This window comes from Shewanella sp. A32, assembly GCF_029167175.1.
GTDB lineage: Bacteria > Pseudomonadota > Gammaproteobacteria > Enterobacterales > Shewanellaceae > Shewanella > Shewanella yunxiaonensis.
In genome coordinates this window covers 56802-79475 of the sequence record NZ_JARFTS010000002.1, presented here as the reverse complement: position 1 = coordinate 79475, position 22674 = coordinate 56802, and the positions used below count along the sequence as shown (strand labels likewise).

Genomic DNA, 22674 nt, shown 5'->3' with positions numbered 1-22674 from the left:
AAACTCAACGTTCAACGGGGATTTAGTATGCGTTATTGGCCAAGACACCGGTGTCCACCAGCAAATGTTGGGCAACTAGTGCGTCAATATCCCCAGATAATTGACTAAAGCAGCAATGGCAAAACTACTGCCATTAGCACACCAAACAGCCCCATTCCCAAGGCCGAAAAGGCACCACATTCTTCGCCCTCATCCAAGGCCTGTACTGTGCCCATCGCATGCGCATTTATGCCATAACTCAGGCCACGCGCGGCGGGCTCTGTCACTTGAAACAATTTAAATAACCACGGCGCCATTGCCGCCCCAAATACGCCGGTAATCATCACAAACGCCGCCGTTAATGAAATATTGCCGCCAATACTGTCGGATACCAGTATCGCAATAGGCATAGTAACGGACCTTGGCGCTAGACTCATCTGCAGTACTTCGGACCCACCTAACAACCAACAAAACAGTACGCTTAAGGCAACCGTCAGCCCCCCGCCACAGACCAAAGTGATCAGAATCGGTCCAAATAACTGGCGAATACGTCGCAATTGACTATAAAGCGGTACAGCCAAGGCAATGGTTGCTGGGCCAATCAGAAACGCCACCGGTTCTGCTGCAACACGATAATCGGCATATGGCACATCTAATATCAGCAGCACCATGATCACAATCGTCACCGCCACGATGACCGGCTGCAAAATAGCGATTTTAGTTTTGCGATAAAACCACAATGCTATTTGGAACGCTACCATGGTCAGGCCTACGGCAAACTCTGGTGTTGCTTTCAATGACTGCAAGCTGGCTAACAAGCTGTCAATCATGCTTGCCTCCCCTCAGCCTTTGTTGACGCCGGATCATTCGTTGCATCAGCCAGCCACAGAAAGGAATGGTGATCAACATAGCCCCCAACAATGAGACGGCAATAATCGGCAATTGTGACCAAAGCGCATCCAGGTTACTCATGAGTCCCACGCAAGGAACCACCAGCAACATCGGCAAGTACTGCAACAAGGGAGATGCCGCTGCCTGCAAGGTCGGGGGAAGCCGGCCATAAAGCAGCAACCAGACGAATAGCAACAACAAGCCAATGATTGGACCGGGGAGCGTTGGCAATAGCCATTGATGCAGCAAAGCACCGAGTAATTGCAGAACTACCAGCCAAGTTAAACCGTTAACAGGCAATTTGTCCTCCCGTGACTGACATAGAGCATTTTCGAAAGAATAGTTTCAAGATTACCTTGTTTAACAACTACTGCGAAGCGCTTGTAAGGTCCCCAAAGCGCGATTAATTACATGGGCAACGACCATACGCAGATTGTTGCAATCAGGAATACGGTCATCTTACTTGCGAATGACAATCAACTCAGGCAATGTGATCTCGATCAAATATCAAAGAAGGTAAATATCATGAGCATCTATGACATCCAGGTCAAAACTATTACCGGTGAGCAACAAGCACTGGCTGATTTTCACGGTAAAGTACTACTGATTGTCAACACTGCCTCCAAATGTGGTTTAACGCCTCAGTACGAACATCTGGAAAAACTCTACAAAGATAAAGCCACTGAAGGGTTGGAAATTCTTGGTTTTCCCTGCAATCAGTTTTTGGGACAGGAACCAGGTGATGAAGCAGAGATCCAACAATTTTGCAGTTTGAATTACAGCGTCACTTTCCCAATGTTTGCCAAGATTGATGTCAACGGACCAGCACGGCATCCATTATACCAAGCCTTGATTCTGTCACAGCCCAAGGCTATTGCAACGCCTGATGGCAAACTCAAAGCTAAGTTAATCGAACTTGGTCAGGCGCCGAAACATCCAGAAGATGTACTGTGGAACTTTGAGAAATTTTTGGTAGGAAAAGACGGTACGGTACTGGCCCGCTTTGCGCCGGATATCACCGTGACAACTGAGGTTTTCCAAGAAGCATTGGCAAAAGCGTTGGCATAAAGAGAATTAAATAAAGGATGGCATCCGCGCCATCCTTTTTATCGCTGACTGTCCCGTCCTGAAATACGTTGACATAAAGAGGACTTCTTTATGGCGACATCAACTAACTCAAGCCGTAAGCGCACGCAACGTGATTACACCTTAGCCTTTAAATTAGGTGTCGTAGAGCGTGTCGAAAAAGGCGAGATGACGTACAAACAAGCCCAGCAGCGCTTTGGCATTCAGGGTAAGACAACCGTACTCGTTTGGCTCAGAAAGCATGGTAGACTCAATTGGTCGAAACCTTTTCAGCATCCCCTTATGCCTAATTCAAAAGAAACCCCAGCACAAACTATCAAACGCCTTGAGCGTGATGTCCCGTCCAGAATAAACAAGCGATGGCACAGCAGCACATTGAAACCGAGCAGATTGAAACCGAGCAGATTGAAACCGAGCAGATTGCCTCAGCAATGAATGAAATGACGGCAACAGTCAAGGATGTGGCCGCCAATGCCGAACAAGCGGCTGCGGCCACAACCAATGCCGAGCAGATCACTAAAGCTGGTAATGCGGAGATCTCCGGAGCGTTAGTCTTGGTGAGCGAATTGAGTAATGAGGCCAATAGTTCTGCCAACGCCATGTCGGAGTTAGCCACCCAAACCGAAGGGATCAGTAAAATCATGGAAGTGATTAAAACCGTGGCTGAGCAGACTAATTTGTTAGCACTTAATGCTGCCATTGAAGCCGCGCGTGCCGGAGAAGCAGGACGTGGCTTTGCCGTAGTGGCTGATGAAGTTCGCAATCTGGCCCAGCGCACGCAGCAGTCCACGCTCGAAATTGAGGATCTGATCCAGACGTTACAACAGGGTTCACAGGCAGCATTAGTAAAAATGCAGCGCAGTCAGGAGATTGCCAGCCAGAATGCTCAAAATGCCTCGGGTTTAGGCACGCTGTTTGCCAATATTGCAGACTCAGTCACCATAGTGCAGCAAATGAATCAGCAAATCGCTACCGCATCTGAGCAACAAAGCATTGTTTCTGAAGAGATTAATCGACGTATTAGCCAAGTGAATGACATTACTGTGCAAACCGCAATGTCCTCTAATGAAACTGCTGCAGCGACTGAAAGGCTGGCGGCACTAGGTGTGCAATTAAAGCAATCAATTGCCGGGTTTAAACTGAATTAAGTCATCGACTTTTAGCCGCCATAACAGGGTGGGGCCTTCCGCTCCACCATGCTTCCAATCATCACTAAAACTAATTAGACCGCGGATAATCACAGCCAATATATGGCACTAATAATCAAAACCTGGTTGAGCTTTTACGCCATGATCAAAGGCGTGCCTGACATTACGAATTTCACTAATGGTATCGGCCAGCGCTAACAGCTGTCGATGACAATTACGGCCAGTGACAATCACATGCTGCAGAGGCGGTCGATTTTTCAACGCGTTCAACACTCGTTGCAAATCCAGATAGTGGAAGCTCAGCATGTAAGTGAGCTCGTCCAGCAGCAGCACGTCTATTGCTGGATCTTTTAACCACTGTTCAGCAACGGCCCAGGCTTTTTCTGCGGCGGCAGTGTCACTGGCACGGTTTTGGGTATCCCAGGTAAATCCGGTTGCCATAACCTCAAAGCGAACACCGGCATTTTCCAGTAATTTACGTTCGCCGCAGTCCCAGTTGCCCTTGATAAACTGCACCACTGCCGCATTCTTACCATGCCCCACAGCACGTGCGACAGTGCCAAACCCCGACGTGGACTTACCTTTACCATCACCGGTCACTACCAACAAAATACCTTTTTCTTCGGTAGCGGCGGCGACTCTGGCATCCACAGCTTGCTTGAGTTTCTGCTGCCGCGCCTGGTGGCGGGCATTGTCATCACGTTGGTCTGTCACAACATTGTCCTGAAAATTGGGTTAACTACGAGTGGCGGCATTCCAGCCAGCCAGCACAATAATGTAGACCAACACCTCTGCCAACTGTTGCCCGGCGCCTAAGGTATCGCCAGTGTATCCGTCGATTTGATGACGAAACCAACGCGCCAGAATAAACCGCAGTAACACTAACCCCACCAGTAACGGGATGAGTTGGCCGCGCGAAAACAACAGTGTCACAAGCAGACCAGTGACCAACAGAAAACTTAGCTCATTGACACTTTGACGCTGTACCGGGTGACGGCTGAGCCCCTCTTCATGCACACAGGTTTCACCGAAAATCAGGCTGGCGGCGGTAACGCGGCTAAGCGTATGCCCGAGCACTAACGCCAAAGCGGTCAGTGTTGGATCGTACAATGCCAGTTCCATCAACAGCTCAAATTTGAGCAATAACGCCAGCACCAACGCCAGTACGCCATAACTGCCAAGGCGTCTTTCTTTCATCATTTGCAGTTTCTGTCCGGCTGAATCACCAGCACCAAAACTATCGGCGGTTACGGCCAGCCCGTGCTCATCAAAACCACCGGTAAGCCAGACACTGGTTATCATCGACAGCACAATCGCTACTGACAACGGCAAATAGATCGAAAGCAGCCACAACACCAGTGCTGACAAACCTCCCACCAAGGTTCCCACCAGCCCATAATAACGGCTGGCGCGGTTGATGGTTTCATTGTCAGGACTGATGCGTCGCAGTAAAGGAATACGGGTAAAAAAGCCAACGGCAATGACAAACAGCCGCAGCTGCTCTAGCCAGAAAGCCCATTTGCCCATTAATTTGCTCCGGAATCGTTGCCTTGAGCAGCGTCAACACCGTCGACGGCAGCCATTTCATTGTAAAAGTTCACCGCAGAGTGCAGCAGCGGCATCGCCAACGCAGCCCCAGAACCTTCACCCAGACGCAAATTCAGATGCAACATAGGATGAGCATCCAGACGTGCCAACAGTTGTTTGTGACCATAAACGGCTGATTGATGGGCAAAAATCAGATACTCACGCACTCCAGGAGCCAGTTTCACCGCCGCCAGTGCAGCCACAGATGAAGTGAAGCCATCCACTACGACAGGAACACCGAATTCGGCAGCCGCCAGCATCGCACCGGTCATCTGTACGATCTCGAACCCGCCGAGACATGCCAACACACGCACCGGATCAGTCAGATTGGAGTAATGCAGCTGCAATGCGCGTTCAACGATCATACGTTTGTGTTTCAGGGCATCTTCATCAATACCTGAGCCACGGCCGGTACATTCAGCAACCGGAATGCCAGTCAGCGCCGCCATCACCGCAGAGGCGGAAGTGGTGTTACCAATACCGATTTCACCGACAGCCAGCATATTACTGCCATCATAGATATGGCGCTTCACCAGCTCCTTCGCCATTTTGAAACCTTCAAATACGGTTTCAATGGACATGGCTTCTTCCTGATGGATAGGCTTAGTGGCATCCCCCAGACGCTGGTTGACCACCTGTGGCAGGTCCAACTGATGGCGAGTACCACAGTCAATCACTTCCAGATCCAGACCATTCTGACGGCAGAACACATTAATTGCAGCGCCGCCTTTAACAAAATTCTCGATCATTTCGGCGGTCAGTTCACTGTCGCCGACGGAAACGCCAAAGTCAGCAACACCATGGTCTGCAGCAAATACCAACATCACTGGTTTTTTAATCGCCAGCTTATCTTCGGGAGATTTAAATTGAATGCGGGCGAGCTTTAACGCCACTTCTTCCAACTTGCCAAGAGAACCACGTAACTTAGTTTTATGGTGTATCCGTGATTTGATGGCTTCATCAAATGAGTGATTAACGGGAGTTACCGAATACATAATAAATAAACCTTTATCCTGATTAATACTGCCTGCGCCGATGCAGAACAGCCAAGAAAAACACACTGCCGATTGCCGATGTAATAATACCGACCGGTAGTTCCTGGGTAGGTAACAGACTGCGCGCAAGCACATCCACCCACACCATAAATAATCCGCCTGCGAGCGCGGTCAGCATCATGGGATGCCTACCAGGCAACAGCAAACGCAGCAAGTGAGGTACCATCAACCCCACAAAACCTATACCGCCACACTGCGCCACCAGTGTTGCCGTTATCAGTGAGCACAATAACAGCATTCCCAGGCGTAACTTCATCACCCTAACCCCCAAGGTGTGAGCGGTCTCATCGCCGCCAAGTATCGCCAGGATCTGCCGCTGGTACCCTAATATAAGCACCAGTGCCACGACCACCACTAGTGCCGGCATGCCTAAACTGCTCCAATCCGCCCGGGCAAAACTCCCCAGCGTCCAAAACAGTAGCGATGCAGTCGCCTGCGGCGTAGAAAAATACAACAATAAACTGGTAAATGCGCCAAACATAAAGGACACCGCCACACCGGACAATAACAGCCGTTCAATCTGACTGTCTGCTCGTGAACCCGCCATCGCCAGTACGATTAATACTGACAAGCAGGCACCGACAAATGCCCCTAATGGCAATGACATCCATGCCAGCCAACTACCACCCAACAATGTCAGTGCCAGCACACCACCAAAAGAAGCGCCAGCACTGATCCCAAACAGGTACGGGTCAGCCAATGGATTGCGAGTCACACTTTGCAGCACATAGCCACAGATTGCCAAACCGCTCCCGGCAATAAAGGCCAACAACACCCTTGGTAACCTCAGTTCCCATACAATCCGCAAACTGATATCAGGCACTTGCCCCATGCCCAATATTTTATGGCCCAGTACCCGAGCCACATCCAGCATACTGATATTATCAGCCGCACCGAATGCTGTCGCTGCCAGTGGCGTCACCAGCAGCAATAACAACATACTCAACCAACAGACTTGCAATCGCTTATCCACCGGCGATGGCAAGCGCTCACTTATGGGCATAAGCATTACCCATTTGGCGCTGAGCGACGCCGTTACTACCCGCCATTATCGGCGAATAACCATAAAAATAATGAATGAGTGGTTTCGCTGTCTGTGGATGACGAGTAATCTCGCAACAGACACCAAACACTTCACTGAGACGCTGTTCCGTCAATACATTCTCAACCGCGCCGACAGCAACGACTTCGCCTTGATTCAGCAACAACAGTTCATCACACATTGCTGATGCTAAGTTAAGATCGTGAATCGACGCGATGACGGTCACACCCAGGCTTTTAACCAACTCAAGGATCTGGATCTGATATCGGATATCCAGATGATTGGTTGGCTCATCCAACAATAGTAATTTTGGCTTTTGAACAATGGCCCGGGCGATCAGCGCACGCTGCTTTTCACCACCAGACAGATGCTGCAATGCGGCATCGGCCTTATCGCCTAATCCCACCTGCACCAAAGCGGCAGCAATGGCGCTATTATCCTCTGCTGAATCCCGCTCGAAAAGCCTTTTATAAGGGGTCAGACCGGTGGAGACTAACTGCCACACACTCACATCCGCTTGTGGTGGTATCTCCTGCAACACAACCGCAACTTCGCGGGCAAACATTTTCAGTGGCCGGCTAAAAATATCGGTGCCATACAAGCAAATATTACCGGCATCCGGGTGGATATACCGATACAGACATCTCAATAAACTGGACTTACCGGCACCATTCGGACCAATCAATCCCAGCATTTTGCCTGGCATCAAGTTAAAACTGACACCAGAGAGTATCTGTTTGTCTGCTACCGACCAGGAAACATCAACTGCCGTCAGGGCCGGCACCATGGGCCGCCTCCACCAAAAATATCATTACATGTGCAGTAGGCTAACAGTTTAAGACTGTCTGCTGCCAGCAATCAGTGCTGGCAGCAGCACATTTGGGCATTTTTTACAGCTGCCAATGCAGTTTTGGCTGGCATTCCCATTCGCCATCCACTTCATGAGCGTCTACTTCTATCTTCAGCACGGAACCATAAGGCAGTTCCAGACCGTTGAATACACCATTAAGCGGTAATTCGCCTGGATTCAGCATTTCGCTGATCAATGTGCGCATCACACCACCGTGAGTGATCAAAAGTGCGGTGTGCTGCTCACCATGCAGCAATTCCTGGATTAACGATTCCCAACCGCGGGTTACCCGGCGATACAGTTCTCGCACGGTTTCACCCGCTGGGGGCGTATGGTTTAACGGATCAGCCTGATAGGCGGCAGTGGCCTTCGGATAATCTGCCTGCAGCGACGCATAGGACTTACCGTCCCATTCACCGAAATTCAGCTCCTGCAACCAGTCGGCTGTTTGCAGCGGACTGTCAAAAAATTCCGGCATCTCGCTGGCCAGTCCATCGGCGAACTGGCTACAACGTTGCAGTGGAGAACTCAGCAACAACAATTTACCTTCAGGCAGATGCTCACACAGCTCTCGCCAAGCGTTCCACATTTCTGCCTCACCTTGCTCGCTCAAAGGCGACTCGGTACGGCCTCTTAGAATATCGCCATCGGCGCAGCTGCCGTGACGCATCAGATATACTGTCAATTTTCTGTAGCAGGACATGATGGTTCCTTCGATTTAACTACCCGGGCTAAGGGGCAACAATTTCACCTTGCCGCAGAACGCCGGAATCCTTATTATGGACGTCTATACGTATAAACATCCAAAACAACCCTGTAGTTATTCCGCAGCCATACTATGATGCAAGTTTACTATCATAATCACAGTAATGTGATCTGGATCATAACTCAAATTTAAAAGTTTGTATTTGTTAATTTTTATTTTAGGAACAAGTAATTAAGGCTTCCAATGATTAGCAATTCTGCCATCGCTGCAACACAGCAAATCCACAATGCGCTAACCCAGCGTATTTTGATTATCGACGGTGCAATGGGCACCATGATCCAGAGCTTCAAACTGGAAGAAGCAGATTATCGTGGTGAACGTTTCCGCGACTGGCATTGCGACGTCAAAGGTAACAATGATCTGCTGGTATTAACTCAGCCGCAGATTATTAAGTCTATCCACCGCCAATATCTGGAAGCCGGTGCAGACATCATCGAAACCAACAGTTTCAATGCCACCACCATCGCCATGGCTGATTACGATATGCAGGCGCTGGTGAGCGAAATTAACCAACAAGCGGCCCAACTGGCACGCGAAGCCGCCGACGAAGTCGCTGCGGCTACTGGGATTCCGCGTTATGTCGCCGGGGTTCTAGGTCCCACAAACCGTACTTGTTCCATTAGTCCCGACGTCAACGACCCAGGCTTTCGCAATATTCACTTTGATGCGTTAGTGGCGGCATATGTGCAAGCCACTGAAGCGCTTATCAAAGGCGGCGCGGACATGCTGATGGTCGAAACCATTTTCGATACCCTCAATGCCAAAGCGGCGCTGTTCGCGATTGATGAAGTGTTTGACAAACTTGGTATTCGCTTGCCAGTAATGATTTCCGGCACCATTACCGATGCCTCAGGTCGTACGCTGACAGGCCAGACAACCGAAGCTTTCTACAACTCACTGCGCCACATCAAGCCGTTGTCATTTGGCCTTAACTGCGCGCTTGGACCGAAAGAATTACGCCCTTACGTGGAAGAGCTGGCGCGCATCAGTGAAACCTTTGTTTCCGCACACCCTAATGCCGGTTTACCGAATGAATTTGGCGGTTATGATGAAACGCCGGCGCAGATGGCCGAGGTGATTGGTCAGTGGGCCAAGGAAGGACTGGTTAACTTAGTTGGTGGCTGCTGTGGGACGACTCCGGCTCACATCAAAGCCATCCGTGAGGCCGTCAGTCCATATCAACCGCGACAACTGCCGGAGCTGCCAGTGGCCTGCCGCCTGGCCGGACTGGAACCGCTGACCATTGACGCCAACAGTTTGTTCGTTAACGTCGGCGAGCGCACCAATGTCACCGGTTCAGCCAAATTTCTGCGGCTGATCAAAGAGGGGCAGTTTGAAACTGCACTCGATGTGGCTCGTGAACAGGTAGAAAGCGGTGCACAGATCATCGACGTTAACATGGACGAAGGCATGTTAGACGGCGTGGAGATGATGCAGAAGTTTCTCAACCTCATCGCCTCCGAACCCGACATCAGCAAAGTGCCGGTGATGATCGATTCCTCCAAATGGGAAGTGATTGAAGCCGGATTAAAGTGCATTCAGGGTAAAGGTATCGTCAACTCAATTTCGCTGAAAGAGGGCGAAGCAACCTTCATTGCACATGCGCAGCTGGTAAAACGTTATGGTGCAGCCGCGATCATCATGGCATTCGATGAACAAGGCCAAGCCGATACCCACGCGCGTAAAATCAATATCTGTACTCGCGCCTACCGCATTTTGGTCGATCAGGTTGGCTTCCCACCGGAAGATATCATCTTCGACCCGAATATCTTTGCCATTGCGACCGGTATTGAAGAACACGATAACTACGCCGTGGACTTCATCAACGCGGTGAAAGATATCAAGGCCACCTTGCCACACGCGATGGTGTCTGGCGGGGTGTCTAACGTTTCGTTCTCCTTCCGTGGCAATAACCCGGTACGTGAAGCGATTCATGCAGTTTTTCTGTATCACGCCATCAAGGCGGGCATGGATATGGGCATTGTCAACGCCGGTCAGCTGGCGATTTACGACGATATTGATCCGATGCTGAAGCAACGCGTCGAAGCGGTGGTGCTGAATTTGCCGTGTCCGGTTGTCGGCTCCAGTAACACCGAACAGCTGCTGGATATTGCCGAAAAATACCGTGGCGGACAAAGCGGTGCCAATAAGCAGGAAGATCAGGCTTGGCGGCACTGGCCAGTAAACAAACGACTGGAACATGCGCTGGTCAAAGGGATTACTGAATTTATCGATGAAGACACCGAAGAAGCACGTCTAGCCGCGACTCGCCCGCTCGACGTTATCGAAGGTCCGTTGATGGATGGCATGAATGTGGTCGGCGACTTATTCGGTGCTGGCAAGATGTTCCTGCCACAAGTGGTGAAATCAGCGCGAGTGATGAAAAAAGCGGTCGCCTACCTTAATCCGTTTATTGAAGCGGAAAAGGTGCAAGGCTCCAGCAACGGTAAGGTATTGATGGTTACCGTTAAAGGTGATGTGCACGACATCGGGAAAAACATTGTCGGCGTCGTGCTAGCCTGTAACGGCTATGAGGTGATTGACCTGGGTGTCATGGTGCCGGTAGAGCAGATCATCGAAACCGCGCGTAAGGAAAAGGTCGATATCATCGGCATGTCCGGACTTATCACCCCAAGTCTGGATGAGATGGTGCATAATGTGAAAACCTTCGCCCGAGAAGGCCTGACTATTCCGGCGATTATTGGTGGGGCTACCACCTCAAAAATTCACACGGCGGTGAAAATTGCCCCGCACTACCCTCACGGTGCCATCTACATTCCCGATGCTTCCCGCGCAGTGCCAATGGTCAGCAAACTGATCAACGATGACACTCGGGCTAAGACAATTGCCGATATCTATGCCGAATACGATGTGATGCGCGAGAAACGCCTGGCACAGACCAAACGCAAGACATTAGTGCCGCTGCAAGCTGCTCGCGACAACAAAGTACAACACGACTGGCAGGCCAATCCACCGGTGAAGCCACGACAGTTAGGCATTCAGGTATTTGAGGATTATCCATTGGAAGATCTGGTGAGCCGCATTGACTGGACGCCATTCTTCCGCGCCTGGGAATTGCACGGTCACTTCCCGGATATTCTGGACGATATGGTCGTTGGTGAAGAGGCGCGTAAGGTGTATGCCGATGGTAAAGCCATGCTGCGCAAAATCATCGATGAAAAATGGCTCACCGCCAAAGCAGTGTTTGGCTTATTCCCGGCCAATAGCATCAATGATGACGATATCGAGCTGTACGACAGTGAAGCGCGTCAGCAAACTTTGCTGACCACGCATCACTTACGCATGCAGTTGGAGCGTGTGGGTAACCACAACTTCTGTCTGGCAGATTTTGTCGCGCCCAAAGACACTGGCGTTGCGGACTACATGGGCGCATTTGCAGTCACCGCGGGGCACGGTATCGAAAAACAGCTGGCAAAATTTGACGCTGCCCACGATGACTACAGCGCCATCATGTTGAAATGTCTGGCAGACCGACTGGCAGAAGCCTTTGCTGAACGCTTGCATGAGCGCGTGCGTAAGGAATTTTGGGGCTATGCTGCCGACGAGGATTTCGATAACGACGCACTTATTCGCGAGAAATACAAAGGCATTCGCCCCGCTCCCGGTTATCCCGCTTGCCCAGATCACACTGAAAAAGGCTTGTTGTGGCAACTGCTGCAACCAGATCAACGCATCGATCTCAGACTGACCGAAAGCTATGCCATGTATCCCACCGCCGCGGTGTCTGGCTGGTATTTTGCCAATCCGCAATCACGCTATTTCGGCATTACCAATATCGGTCGCGATCAGGTAGCGGATTACGCCCAGCGCAAAGGCATGACGATCGCCGAAGTGGAAAAATGGCTGGCACCGGTGCTGGACTACGACCCAGAGTAAAATCAGCATAATATCGTTAGTAGTGGATGCTATCGAGCAAACATAAAATAAGGCACCATATCGGTGCCTTATTTTTCAGCGTTGTTAGCACTAGAACCAGCAAGACTCATCGAAATGAGCCCATTTCATCAAGCAATCGATTACTCCACCAACCAAACAGATGGGCTAATGCGGCACCCGGTCTTTTGACTTATGCACGTTCCCCTCGGAATCCGCTGTCAGCAAGACGGAAACAACAACGTATCGATGATCATGCCAGGAAGAAAGTCAGCCATTGCTAAATACCCATACAATTCCCAGTTACTATTGCAATTCGGTAAACCGCAGCGGCGGTGTTCACCACTAACAGCCTTAATTGTCTGAATATTCTGAGTCGTTCCAGAATAAGGTGCTGTTTCGCCGTTAGAAATGGAATACACCGTAGAGCAACCTGCTGCCATAAATACACTAATAAACACCACAATTATCATCCATGACTTTTTCATATCCATCCACATAATTCATGTATTTGGGTGTTATACCAAGTAATGTATCAGCTCGAGTGTTTGCACTAGCAATCAAGTCGTTACAATACTTTTACTAACAACACACGATTTTCACCTGAATCCTATTACTGCCTTGCCGTTAGCGGTTAATCTTGTAGTCTAGCTGGACGCGACTGATCGCAGCCACTGGTTCACCGTTCTCAAATTTAGGCGCGTATCGCCACTGCTTCAGCGCTTTTATGCTGGGGGCTTCAAACGCTTTACTGCCTTCCCATTGCAAGACTTTTGGATCTTTGACAAAACCGCTCTCATCAATAGTAAATTCCAGTTGCACCCACCCGCTTTGCCCCCTTTTAGCTACAGATTGTGGGTATTGAGGTGCAGCTCTAAAAATCGGCGTTTGCTCTTGATTATCTTGCCACGGTGTCATGCGGCCGATCGCTTGGCAATGCTCTGTCGCTTTATCGGGACTATTTTGTTGCTGATAAAGCCTAACTAACATCGCATGAGCCGAAAGTGCATAGGGATGAGAATACTGCAATGCTGAAAACTGCTGAACCACATCCAGAAATAGTGGTTCAGCCATCGTATAATCCTTTTCTACAAAGTGTATTTTGGCAACTTCATATTCAGTTTCAACACGACTAATAGCATCTACCGCTAGTTTATCTTTATATATCTCATAAGCTTCAAATGCATAATCACGAACCCTACGGGTGTATGCCCTTGAACCGTAAAGGTCATGAAACGCTACCATCTTGACGTCAGCAATTAACAATTGATCTTTACTTTCCTCAGCAATATCAATTGCATCTCGAAATACAGTGTCAGCAGTAACCGCTTTTTTTTCGGTTTTTGCCATACCCAATAAAGCATCAACTAACTTTACCGAATCGTCACCATAATGTTGTTGGTAGATTTTTAGCGCTTGTTGATACAAGACATTTGCTTGCTTGCGCCTATCATCGTCACGGTCAAATGATCGAAGTGAGTGATGGCTCAATGCTTGAGCCCAATTCATCGTCAGCGCTGCGAAATCAAGGCTGTCTTTAGCATAAACAGCTCGACCTAACTTATACACTTGCTCTGCAGTTGTCAGGATCTGCTGGTTATCCTGCGACTGAACTGCGGATTTATATGCTTCATAGGCAGCATGAAATTGATTGTCATCAGCCCGTGCTGACGAAAACATCGCAACTAATACTACCAATAAACTACAGTGAAGTGCTTTTCTGGAAAAAAAAGATAGGGGGTTCTGAAACAACAATGCATCAATGCGATCTTTCACAGCTATATCCTTATAATAACAACCTCAGTAACAAACTAACTGAATAGTTACATTGATTCAACTCGTTGTTGCTTATAACCCCAGATGAGTAGTGATAGGAAGATAAACTATAGACAGGAATACAACGCCAACAAGCCGATGATGACAGCGGCAATACTCAGTACCAACACCATCGCCGCCAGCATATCTTTGACATGTTTTATTTGAGGATGGATCTGGGGATGCAGGTGATCAATCAACGCTTCTAGAGACGAGTTAATCAATTCCGCCGCCCACACCAACGCAATACAAAGACTTATTAATGCCCACCAGATAGCCGCCGGTTGTGCCCAGGCGAATACCCATATCGCCAACAGCGCCGCAACCAAGTGACGGCGCATATTATGTTCCTGCTTTACCGCATAGATAAAACCACTAAGGGCATATCCTAACTTTCTGATGAAAGACTGATTTTTCACTCAGCATTCCAGTTAACAAACGTGATGCTCTTAGAATGCCATATGCAAATTCAGACCGATACTCCCCGCATCAGAATATGCTGAAACTTGCACGCCATGATAAGGCTCGGTGAAATAACGCGCATTCAGATAGCCAATTAACGCCCCAGCCAGCACATCTTTGGTGTAATGCTTGTCGCTATCGACCCGACTCCAACCGACATAGGTCGCCGCGGCATAGAAAGGTAGCGACGTTTTCCAACCATAACGCTGCTGTACATAAGTCGCGGCGGAAAATGTCAGTGATGTATGGCCAGAGGGGAAACTGTCATTGCCGCTGCCATCCGGGCGACGTTCATGAATGGCGTATTTCAATAATTCAGTAGTTACCAAGGTACTTCCGAGAGACCAGTACAGTTGGTGCTGACCTTCACTATCTTCTTTCCATTGGCTCAATCCCCAGGCAATGGCGGGGATCAGTACCAAGCCAACATCACTGGAGGTTTCAACGGTACTTTTTGCCTGAGTATTGAAGCTGAAGAGTAATACGCCACACAGCAGAGAAGCTTTTAGCATTGACAGGGATTTCATCGCTTTCCTTGTTATTGAGAAGAAACTGCACCGCTAAAATCTTCCATCGCGGCACCTAGATCAGGAGTGTCACACTAGGCGGGAAAAATTAAGTGATGATTAACGCTCGCTAAAACTCGCCATGCTTTTACTGACACAACAAACAATAATTAACGCAAACTGCAGCCACAGTCTTAAATGGCAACTGTTCAATAACATTGGAAAAATAACCATATTGCTATAAAAAGTCACGGCCCTATGATTTGCAAGCGCTATTACTGGCTATCTTAAAGTCGGCGGGGTCGATACAATCTCAACTCATTTTCATTTTATTAACATTCCAGGTTGCAACAAGGTGTACAGCGACGTCTCTTTCTCCCGGGTGAAACAGTTTCCACCGCTAATGTGGGTGTTGTTATTGGGTTCTTTTTTTACCCGCGGCAGCTATTTCATGGTGTGGCCGTTTTTAGCGGTGATCCTCTATGAGAAGTTTACCCTGAGTGCAACGCAGGTCGGGCTGGTATTGTCCAACGCGGCGATTATTTCCGTTTTCACCAGCTTTATTGGTAGTTCGCTATCAGACCGTATCGGTCGCAAGACCTTGATGTATCTCACTGGCGTACTGTATATCGTCTCTTTTTCACTGCTGGCACACGTGGATTCGGTTAAAGGCTATGTCGTGGTGATGACATTGTGCGCCATTGCCACATCACTTTGGCGGCCGCTAACCGCTGCCACGATTGGCGATATCATTGACGACCCACAAACCCGCGAACTGGCGATGCAATCTCTGTATTTTATGGTCAATGCCGGTTGTGCGGTGGGTCCAATGGCAGGCGTCTGGCTGGGACTCACCGGACAGCAATCCAGCTTTTACATTACAGCGGTGGCATTTGCGCTGTTGTTAATCATGTTGTACTGGGGATTTCGTCAACAACGGTTAGTACGTAAAATCGCCGCTGACACCACCAGCGACAGCGCCGTTAACTTACGCATGACGTTCAAAGTATTATTGGCCGACCGGCTGCTGCAATGCCTGATCCTCGCCAATATTCTCTGTATGTTTATTTATGCCCAGACCGACAGCTCACTGATCCAGTACCTGACCAGGGCCAAGGCACCACAACTGTTAGCGCTGATCTCCGGCATTATCTTTACTAACGCTTGTGTGATTATTACGTCACAGTTTGTATTGCTGAAACTACTGGCATCTTACCCGCTGACACGACGGATCCAGATCGGGCTGTTGCTGTTATTACTGTCGCAGCTGTGGTTGGCACTGAATCCCATAGAACTGTTCTGGGGTTGGATTGGCGCGATTGTTGTGTTGAGTCTTGGCGAAACGATTCTGTTTCCGACCATGAATGTCCACATTGACCGCCTGGCACCCGATCATCTGCGCGGCGCCTATTTTGGTGCGGCGTCCGCGTACGATTTTGGTTTCGCACTGGCGCCATTGGGTGGCGGCATTATTTTGGATCATTGGGGCGGCCCGGCATTATTCACTACCGCGGCATTGCTTACGTTGATAGTGATTTACCTTTACCGCATTTTGGATCGCCTGCCGCGTCCGGACTTTGCTCATCTGGCAGCAACGAAATCAGACTCAGAATCGTAATTTTCAGCCGTTGAGCCAGCGGCTGGCGTTAAGGCGAAGCAGCGATGGTCGGTGCATGAGTGTCGCCGCAACCACCATCAGCGGCGCAGGATACATAACAGGCTCTCAACCGCCGTCGCAATATCCTGATACCGCTGTGCTTTACTCAAAACCCGCATGCCCTGCATCTGCACTAGAATCAATGAAGCCAGCGCATCGGCGGTCATGCTCTGGCTGATTTCGCCTTGCTGCTGTCCGTTGGCTAATGCTTGCTTTAGTGCCGCTTTGACCTGATTGAACAGTTGCTCGCCTTGGGCAGTTACCCGTGCCTGGTTTCCGGCATGCTCCACCACGGCATTTTGAATAAAGCAGCCAAACGGATTGTCTTTCTGGCACTGTTCAAACTGGCGCAGAAACATTTCTATCTGTGCCAATCCGGCACCGTCCTGCCATAACGGTTGCAGATGGGCGTTGCTCACCTTAATAAAATAGTGTTGCAACGCTGCTTCATATAACGCCTGTTTGTCACCAAAACTGTTATAGAGGCTGAATCGGTTAATTCCTAACTGCGCCACCAGATCAGCAACAGAAGTGTTGGCAAAGCCTTTCTCCCAGAACAGCTGCATCGCCTGCTCCAGCTTTTGTTCGCGGTCAAAACCACAACTGCGTGCCATAACATTTCCTCAGGTTATTCTTGACTGATCGTTCCGATATTATTTAGAGTCTAATCTAAACGATCGTTCTGAAAAAGGATTGCTTGGTATGAAACTCTATGAAGTTGCCGCCACCCCTAGCTGTCGCCGGGTCAATATCTTTCTGAAAGCCCTTGGCGTAGATGTTGAGCGCGTGACGGTTGATATTCGTGGTGGAGAAAACCTGTCCGAGGCTTATCGCCAGATGAGTGTCAATCTGAAGGTACCGCTGCTGGCAATTGATGCCGATACCCATCTGTGTGAAAGCGTGGCGATCTGCCGTTACTTTGACGAAATTACGCCCAATCAACGCTATCTTTTTGGCCGCACCGCGCTGGAAAAAGCGCAGGTGGAGATGTGGAATCGCATCGTAGAATGGCAAGGGTTGATCCCGGCATTCCAGGCATTTCGTAATCTTTCTGGTGTCTATAGTGATCGGGAAACCTGCATCAGCGCCTGGGGGGAAGAAAGCAAAAAACGAGTGACTGAATTTCTGCCCGTATTGGAACAACAACTTAAAGAACATCATTACCTGGCCGGAAAATCGCTGACGATTGCCGATATCAGCGCTTATGTGTTTGTCACCTTCTGTGAGACCAGACTGCAACTGCCCATCGTCGGCGAATATCATCACCTCAGCAGTTGGTATCAGGCATTACAACAGCATGATGCATTTTTATAACCGTAAGCGGAGTTCACATGATTGAGTTATATACGGCAGCTACGCCCAATGGTCACAAAATCTCGATTGCCCTGGAAGAATTGGGGCTGGATTACCGTGTTCACGCGCTTGATTTAGCTGCAAAAGATCAGAAACGGCCGGAGTTTCTCCAGATAAATCCCAACGGCCGCATTCCCGCCATCATCGACCACGATAACGATGATTTTGCGGTGTTTGAGTCAGGTGCCATTCTCATTTATCTGGCCGAAAAAACCGGAAAACTGCTGCCAAACGATATCAAAGGTCGCACACAAGTCATGCAATGGCTGATGTTCCAGATGAGTGGCGTTGGCCCAATGATGGGTCAAGCCAATGTCTTTTATCGATATTTCCCGAAAAAAATCCCTGAAGCCATTGAACGCTACCAGAATGAAGGGCGCCGTTTGTTTGAAGTCCTCAATCAACAGTTAGCACAGCATAGTTTTCTGGCCGGTGAAAACTACAGTATTGCAGATATCGCCACCTGGCCTTGGGTCAATATTCATGAATGGAGTGGTGTAGCGATTGACGGACTGCCCCATTTGCAACGCTGGCTGGCACAAATTGCGCAGCGTCCTGCGGTACAACGCGGCATGCAGATACCGCAACCGAATGTTGAGACTCCCGAGGAGAAAGCAGCACGTATTTGCCATATGGTCACCCGTTAATTCCCACCGGGAGGCAGTAACTGCCAGAAGTCGTTGCCTCTGGCATTTTTTCGCACATTCAGTATCAGAGATGGCAATCACGGCACCGCTACAAGAACCGATGTTGTGCTTTATGAGTGATGCTGCCCTTGGAAATATCACGATCGAAGACAATAACGATCGTCTAAACAAAACCCAGGGCGGCACTATTACCTTTGGACAGCAAGTAATTTCAAGCGGCTTTAGTCTGGCTATTTCACCTGCAGGAATACAGACCAGTATCAACTTCGCCTATAGCCGAATCGACTGGACTAGCGCAGACGGCGAAACTGTCAGTTATGACTTATTAACGGGCTCCTCACCTTAATACAGGTAGCATCACCTAAACACAAAAAACCACCCTGGGGTGTTTTTTTATTGTGGTTAAATTGTCAGTCCAGCTTTTGCAGGGTGATTTGCCCCAGTTGTCGCATCTGGGTAGTGATCCAATCTGCGCGTTGCTCCATGTAGGGTGACGGTGGCGCAATGCGATAATGCCAGGGGTTTGGTAACATTGCCGCTAGTAAAGCCGACTGATAACTGCTCAGCTTTGCCGCGGGCTTGTGGAAGTAATACTCAGCCGCCGCTTCAGCACCATAAATACCGGGGCCAAACTCAACCACATTGAGGTAAACCTCCAGGATCCGCTGTTTGTCCCAGCACAGTTCCAACAATACAGTAAACCAGGCTTCCAACCCCTTACGTACAAAACTGCGCGATGGCCACATAAACAGATTTTTCGCCGTTTGCTGACTGATAGTGCTGGCCCCACGCAGCCCATCCCCTTTACGAGCATCCGCAATAGCATCATTTATCTGCTTGAAATCAAATCCGAAATGTTCAGGAAAGCGCTGATCTTCACTGGCGATCACCGCCAGTTGCAAGTTATGGGAGATAGCAGATAGTGGCCGCCAGTCGTGGCGTATCTGACTAATTTTGGCGGGGGGATCAATGGCGCGGGCCAACCGCCAACTCCAATAGGGAGGATTAACAAACCGCAGTAGTAATACCGACAGCAGTGACAAGCCCAGCCATAATAACAGCAGACGCCAAAGCCAACGTCTTAATTGCCGCCACCATCCGTTTCCGGCCGATGTCATCCAGAGCCCTCAGTTACCAATTAAATTTGAGAGCAAAAGCTTATGCCGGAAGCTGATGGCTTGCAACCAGCGACCTTAGAGTGGATTGCGAGACACCTATCCGACATGGAGCTAGTTGGCACCATGCGCCATTAACAGAGCCAAAAGCCAGCACTAGACTTTGAAAAAGCGATCCATCAGCTCATTCATCGGCACCGGGCGCCCAAACAGGTAGCCCTGGAAGCGGCAACAGTCATGCTGCTGCAAAAATTCCAGTTGGGCCTGCGTTTCTACGCCCTCCGCGATAGTTTCGATTGCGAGCGTGTTACACATCGCCAGAATGGCCTGCACAATGGCAGAATCGCCTTCATCCTCGGTGACATCTTTGACAAATGAACGATCAATTTTGACCTGATCCACCGGCAGTTGTTTTAAATATGACAGTGACGAATATCCGGTACCGAAATCATCCAGCGAAAAGGTTAATCCGGCCGCTTTTAGCTGCAAGATTTTCTGTTTCGAGGCTTCCACATCTTGTAGCACAGCACTTTCCGTGAGCTCCAGTTTTAGTCTGTCAGCCCGGGCACCGGTTTCCGACAATACCGACAGCACCTCATCTGCGAATTTACTGCGTAAAAATTGGCGCGCGCTGACATTCACCGAAATCGAGATATCTTGGGTGAGTGACGACCGCTGCCAAATTACCAGTTGCTGGCAAGCTTGCTTTAACACCCAATGGCCAATTCCAGTGATCAGGCCGGATTCTTCGGCAACGGGAATAAACAGGTCTGGTGGTATCAGTTCATCAGGTGTTTTTTGCCAGCGAAGTAATGCCTCAACCCCAAAAATACGACCCTGCTCATCAACCTGTGGTTGATAAAACAGCCTGAACTCCTGCTGCTGCAACGCATGCTTTAACGCATTTTCGATTTCACTGCGCTGTGACAACTGGCGTTGAATACTGGCATCAAAGCACTGGATATTGTTGCGGCCGTTCAACTTTGCCTTATTCAACGCCATATCCGCATGACTCATCATCTCGTCCACCGAGATGCCGTCGCCACAAAACAGCGACACACCGATACTGACAGTTGCCAAATAACCATTTAACGAAGCTTCAATATCAAAGGGATACTGCAGCTGCATGCGGATCTCGTTGGCAGTTGCCAGTGCTTTGGCGACCGCCTCTACTTCACTGGTAGCCAAGCCTTCCAGCAGGATCACGAATTCATCGCCACCGATACGGGCCAAGGTATCCTGCTTGGGCAGCACTTCGAGCAATCGATGTGCAATCGCCACTAACAAGTGATCGCCCACACTGTGGCCGTGGGTGTCATTGAGTAATTTAAAGTTATCCAGATCCAACATCAGTAAGGCACCAAAACGGCCGCTGCGGACGCTATTGCTGCGGGCAATTTTCAGGCGCTCCAATAATAAGCGTCGATTTGGCAATTCAGTCAGCGGGTCGTAAAAAGCCAGGGTACGGATGCGCTCTTCCGCCAGTTTACGCTCAGTGATGTCTCGCATCACCGCCACATAATAGGTCTCACCCTGTTGTTGCCAGCTATTCAGCGCCATTTCAATCTGGATTTCATGGCCATCCCGGTGCATACCAATCACTTCGCTGATGCGGCCGACATAACTTGCAGAACGACCGAGCTTCAGTCCTTGCGCGGCAAAATTTTGCGGTAGGTAACGACTGGGGATCAGCTTGGATAAAGATTGGCCGACAATCTCGGGTTCTGGATAACCGAAGATCGCTTCTGCGCCGTGATTACAGAAAATCACTTCGCCAAACTGATTGGTTTGTAACACGCCATCTTGTGCAGCAGCCACCAAGGTGCGGAATTTCGATTCGCTGTCTTTTAGCGCCGCTTCTTTGGCATTGATACGGGCAACCATCAGGTTGAACGCTTTACCGATATGGTTAAATTCACCCGGTAATGGCTCTACCGAATGACCACTGAGATCGCTGCCGAGACTGTCGATACCACTTCGCAAACGGGTAATCGGCAGAATGACATTGCGCTTAATTAACAAAAAGATACACAGTAACAAAAGAGTGCCGGAACCGAGAACCCACCAGAACTGCATATTGAAAATACGCTGAACTCGACGCTCAATAATAGAACCGGGAATTTTAATACTCACGATACCGCGTAGATCGCCGACGTTGTAATCATAAGCTGAGTCATAGTGCGCGCGAATGGTTTCTGGTGCGGTAGCTTTGCTGCCATGGCAATTCAGACAGTAGGGTTCAATCCAGATAGGCCGCGCATAGTGGTAGAAACGCTTTCCCTGTTCATTGATATAAGGCACAAATCGGCGTGGCTCCTTAGGATGCGCCCTGAAAAACTTTATTGCGGCCTGTTCCACCGCATCGGCGGCGTGATCAGGATTACGCGGAATGTCTGACACATTGTCGAACGAAAAGCCGGAATTCAACCAGTTAGGAATATCTTTTGAGATCAGTCCCAAGGCATGGGCAGGTAAAAAGCCGAGGGTTTTATCGTTTAGCGGCACACCACTTTCTAAGAACTGATGATGATAAACTCGCCTTGTCGCCATAAGCACCGCGCGGATCCGCTCAGCCGAATCCAGTAACTCTTGCTCAGATTCCTGCTGAATAAAGATATAGCTGGCGTATTGCAGAATAAAAAATCCCACAATAAACACCGCTAATACCGCGAATAAAACCTTCCGGCTGAGAGACATCGACCCGATCCTTGTCAACAGTTACAGCGAGTATAAAAGATCTTCTGAATGGTTATAATGTCGTCGGTTTTTGACAAAATTCAACCAAACTCACAACGCATTTCTTCAGAATGAGAGACCTGTC

The 22674-nt window shown here is 49.3% G+C and carries 22 protein-coding genes and 1 pseudogene; 8 read left to right on the top strand and 15 right to left on the bottom strand.

Translation table 11 applies throughout. From position 1 onward, the window contains the following. Positions 1–104: 104 nt before the first annotated feature. Complete coding sequence (locus tag PY479_RS02305) at positions 105–809, bottom strand: LrgB family protein (RefSeq protein ID WP_275482749.1); 705 nt, start codon at positions 807–809, stop codon at positions 105–107. After that, complete coding sequence (locus PY479_RS02300; protein WP_275482748.1) at positions 802–1170, bottom strand: CidA/LrgA family protein; 369 nt, start codon at positions 1168–1170, stop codon at positions 802–804. Before PY479_RS02300 ends, PY479_RS02305 begins: the two co-directional genes overlap by 8 nt. 225 nt (positions 1171–1395) lie before the next feature. On the opposite strand from PY479_RS02300, the gene PY479_RS02295 reads away from it, so the two are divergent. From PY479_RS02295 to PY479_RS02285, 3 genes and pseudogenes are all read left to right on the top strand, one after another. Then, a complete protein-coding gene (locus PY479_RS02295) occupies positions 1396–1938 on the top strand; it encodes a glutathione peroxidase (RefSeq protein WP_212595423.1) in 543 nt (180 codons plus the stop codon). Between the two features lie 90 nt (positions 1939–2028). Beyond that, positions 2029–2295, top strand: a pseudogene (locus PY479_RS02290) (IS3 family transposase); the annotation flags it as partial. A 20-nt stretch (positions 2296–2315) separates the two neighbouring features. Beyond that, positions 2316–3104, top strand: coding sequence for a methyl-accepting chemotaxis protein (locus tag PY479_RS02285; RefSeq protein ID WP_275482747.1), 789 nt, complete (start codon positions 2316–2318; stop codon positions 3102–3104). 108 nt (positions 3105–3212) lie between these two features. Here the strand turns inward: PY479_RS02285 and cobO are convergent, their stop codons facing one another. From cobO to PY479_RS02255, 6 genes are all read right to left on the bottom strand, one after another. Continuing rightward, positions 3213–3818 (bottom strand): cob(I)yrinic acid a,c-diamide adenosyltransferase, encoded by a 606-nt coding sequence (cobO, locus tag PY479_RS02280; protein ID WP_275482746.1) that lies wholly within the window; start codon positions 3816–3818, stop codon positions 3213–3215. 21 nt (positions 3819–3839) lie between these two features. Continuing rightward, positions 3840–4631 (bottom strand): adenosylcobinamide-GDP ribazoletransferase, encoded by a 792-nt coding sequence (locus tag PY479_RS02275; protein ID WP_212595420.1) that lies wholly within the window; start codon positions 4629–4631, stop codon positions 3840–3842. Then, positions 4631–5686 (bottom strand): nicotinate-nucleotide--dimethylbenzimidazole phosphoribosyltransferase, encoded by a 1056-nt coding sequence (cobT, locus tag PY479_RS02270; protein WP_212595419.1) that lies wholly within the window; start codon positions 5684–5686, stop codon positions 4631–4633. The genes PY479_RS02275 and cobT overlap by 1 nt, the downstream gene beginning before the upstream one ends. 22 nt (positions 5687–5708) lie before the next feature. After that, positions 5709–6749 (bottom strand): iron ABC transporter permease, encoded by a 1041-nt coding sequence (locus PY479_RS02265; RefSeq protein ID WP_275482745.1) that lies wholly within the window; start codon positions 6747–6749, stop codon positions 5709–5711. Continuing rightward, positions 6736–7575: an ABC transporter ATP-binding protein gene (locus PY479_RS02260; protein ID WP_275482744.1), complete on the bottom strand. Its 840-nt coding sequence runs from the start codon at positions 7573–7575 to the stop codon at positions 6736–6738. Before PY479_RS02260 ends, PY479_RS02265 begins: the two co-directional genes overlap by 14 nt. A gap of 103 nt (positions 7576–7678) precedes the next feature. Further along, a complete protein-coding gene (locus PY479_RS02255; RefSeq protein WP_212595416.1) occupies positions 7679–8341 on the bottom strand; it encodes a histidine phosphatase family protein in 663 nt (220 codons plus the stop codon). Positions 8342–8587: 246 nt separating this feature from the next. Between PY479_RS02255 and metH the strand changes: the two genes are divergently transcribed. Further along, positions 8588–12301, top strand: a complete 3714-nt coding sequence (gene metH / locus PY479_RS02250; protein ID WP_275482743.1) for a methionine synthase — start codon at positions 8588–8590, stop codon at positions 12299–12301. A gap of 218 nt (positions 12302–12519) precedes the next feature. Here metH and PY479_RS02245 read toward each other — a convergent pair whose 3' ends face one another. The 4 genes from PY479_RS02245 to PY479_RS02230 all read right to left on the bottom strand — a co-directional run bounded on the left by PY479_RS02245 (position 12520) and on the right by PY479_RS02230 (position 15102). Next, on the bottom strand, positions 12520–12792 hold the full coding sequence (locus tag PY479_RS02245; RefSeq protein WP_275482742.1) for a hypothetical protein: 273 nt from the start codon (positions 12790–12792) through the stop codon (positions 12520–12522). A 133-nt stretch (positions 12793–12925) separates the two neighbouring features. Continuing rightward, complete coding sequence (locus tag PY479_RS02240) at positions 12926–14074, bottom strand: energy transducer TonB (protein WP_275482741.1); 1149 nt, start codon at positions 14072–14074, stop codon at positions 12926–12928. Between the two features lie 107 nt (positions 14075–14181). Continuing rightward, positions 14182–14532, bottom strand: coding sequence for a diacylglycerol kinase (locus tag PY479_RS02235; protein ID WP_212595414.1), 351 nt, complete (start codon positions 14530–14532; stop codon positions 14182–14184). 30 nt (positions 14533–14562) lie between these two features. Further along, on the bottom strand, positions 14563–15102 hold the full coding sequence (locus PY479_RS02230; protein ID WP_275482740.1) for a phosphatase PAP2 family protein: 540 nt from the start codon (positions 15100–15102) through the stop codon (positions 14563–14565). Positions 15103–15436: 334 nt separating this feature from the next. On the opposite strand from PY479_RS02230, the gene PY479_RS02225 reads away from it, so the two are divergent. Then, on the top strand, positions 15437–16699 hold the full coding sequence (locus PY479_RS02225; protein ID WP_275482739.1) for an MFS transporter: 1263 nt from the start codon (positions 15437–15439) through the stop codon (positions 16697–16699). Positions 16700–16776: 77 nt separating this feature from the next. Here the strand turns inward: PY479_RS02225 and PY479_RS02220 are convergent, their stop codons facing one another. Then, entirely contained in the window at positions 16777–17352 is a 576-nt protein-coding gene (locus PY479_RS02220) for a TetR/AcrR family transcriptional regulator (protein WP_275482738.1), read from the bottom strand. Positions 17353–17440: 88 nt separating this feature from the next. Here PY479_RS02220 and PY479_RS02215 point away from each other — a divergent pair, with 88 nt between their 5' ends. The 3 genes from PY479_RS02215 (at position 17441) to PY479_RS02205 (ending at position 19084) form a co-directional block, all read left to right on the top strand. Beyond that, on the top strand, positions 17441–18052 hold the full coding sequence (locus PY479_RS02215) for a glutathione S-transferase N-terminal domain-containing protein (RefSeq protein WP_275482737.1): 612 nt from the start codon (positions 17441–17443) through the stop codon (positions 18050–18052). Positions 18053–18069: 17 nt separating this feature from the next. Further along, positions 18070–18738: a glutathione binding-like protein gene (locus tag PY479_RS02210; RefSeq protein ID WP_275482736.1), complete on the top strand. Its 669-nt coding sequence runs from the start codon at positions 18070–18072 to the stop codon at positions 18736–18738. A 70-nt stretch (positions 18739–18808) separates the two neighbouring features. Further along, entirely contained in the window at positions 18809–19084 is a 276-nt protein-coding gene (locus tag PY479_RS02205) for a hypothetical protein (protein WP_275482735.1), read from the top strand. 64 nt (positions 19085–19148) lie between these two features. On the opposite strand, the gene mtgA is transcribed toward PY479_RS02205, so the two are convergent. Both mtgA and PY479_RS02195 read right to left on the bottom strand, forming a co-directional pair. After that, positions 19149–19856: a monofunctional biosynthetic peptidoglycan transglycosylase gene (gene mtgA / locus PY479_RS02200; RefSeq protein WP_275482734.1), complete on the bottom strand. Its 708-nt coding sequence runs from the start codon at positions 19854–19856 to the stop codon at positions 19149–19151. Between the two features lie 153 nt (positions 19857–20009). Continuing rightward, on the bottom strand, positions 20010–22550 hold the full coding sequence (locus tag PY479_RS02195; RefSeq protein ID WP_275482733.1) for an EAL domain-containing protein: 2541 nt from the start codon (positions 22548–22550) through the stop codon (positions 20010–20012). Positions 22551–22674 lie beyond the last annotated feature (124 nt).

What these genes read in the sequence shown, in the direction of transcription:
- PY479_RS02305 (WP_275482749.1), bottom strand. Translation starts at nt 809, where the DNA reads ATGATTGACAGCTTGTTAGCCAGCTTGCAGTCATTGAAAGCAACACCA.
- PY479_RS02295 (WP_212595423.1), top strand. Translation starts at nt 1,396, where the DNA reads ATGAGCATCTATGACATCCAGGTCAAAACTATTACCGGTGAGCAACAA.
- PY479_RS02285 (WP_275482747.1), top strand. Translation starts at nt 2,316, where the DNA reads ATGGCACAGCAGCACATTGAAACCGAGCAGATTGAAACCGAGCAGATT.
- PY479_RS02275 (WP_212595420.1), bottom strand. Translation starts at nt 4,631, where the DNA reads ATGGGCAAATGGGCTTTCTGGCTAGAGCAGCTGCGGCTGTTTGTCATT.
- cobT (WP_212595419.1), bottom strand. Translation starts at nt 5,686, where the DNA reads ATGTATTCGGTAACTCCCGTTAATCACTCATTTGATGAAGCCATCAAA.
- PY479_RS02265 (WP_275482745.1), bottom strand. Translation starts at nt 6,749, where the DNA reads ATGCCCATAAGTGAGCGCTTGCCATCGCCGGTGGATAAGCGATTGCAA.
- PY479_RS02260 (WP_275482744.1), bottom strand. Translation starts at nt 7,575, where the DNA reads ATGGTGCCGGCCCTGACGGCAGTTGATGTTTCCTGGTCGGTAGCAGAC.
- PY479_RS02255 (WP_212595416.1), bottom strand. Translation starts at nt 8,341, where the DNA reads ATGTCCTGCTACAGAAAATTGACAGTATATCTGATGCGTCACGGCAGC.
- metH (WP_275482743.1), top strand. Translation starts at nt 8,588, where the DNA reads ATGATTAGCAATTCTGCCATCGCTGCAACACAGCAAATCCACAATGCG.
- PY479_RS02245 (WP_275482742.1), bottom strand. Translation starts at nt 12,792, where the DNA reads ATGGATATGAAAAAGTCATGGATGATAATTGTGGTGTTTATTAGTGTA.
- PY479_RS02230 (WP_275482740.1), bottom strand. Translation starts at nt 15,102, where the DNA reads ATGAAATCCCTGTCAATGCTAAAAGCTTCTCTGCTGTGTGGCGTATTA.
- PY479_RS02220 (WP_275482738.1), bottom strand. Translation starts at nt 17,352, where the DNA reads ATGGCACGCAGTTGTGGTTTTGACCGCGAACAAAAGCTGGAGCAGGCG.
- PY479_RS02215 (WP_275482737.1), top strand. Translation starts at nt 17,441, where the DNA reads ATGAAACTCTATGAAGTTGCCGCCACCCCTAGCTGTCGCCGGGTCAAT.
- PY479_RS02210 (WP_275482736.1), top strand. Translation starts at nt 18,070, where the DNA reads ATGATTGAGTTATATACGGCAGCTACGCCCAATGGTCACAAAATCTCG.
- PY479_RS02205 (WP_275482735.1), top strand. Translation starts at nt 18,809, where the DNA reads ATGGCAATCACGGCACCGCTACAAGAACCGATGTTGTGCTTTATGAGT.
- mtgA (WP_275482734.1), bottom strand. Translation starts at nt 19,856, where the DNA reads ATGACATCGGCCGGAAACGGATGGTGGCGGCAATTAAGACGTTGGCTT.
- PY479_RS02195 (WP_275482733.1), bottom strand. Translation starts at nt 22,550, where the DNA reads ATGTCTCTCAGCCGGAAGGTTTTATTCGCGGTATTAGCGGTGTTTATT.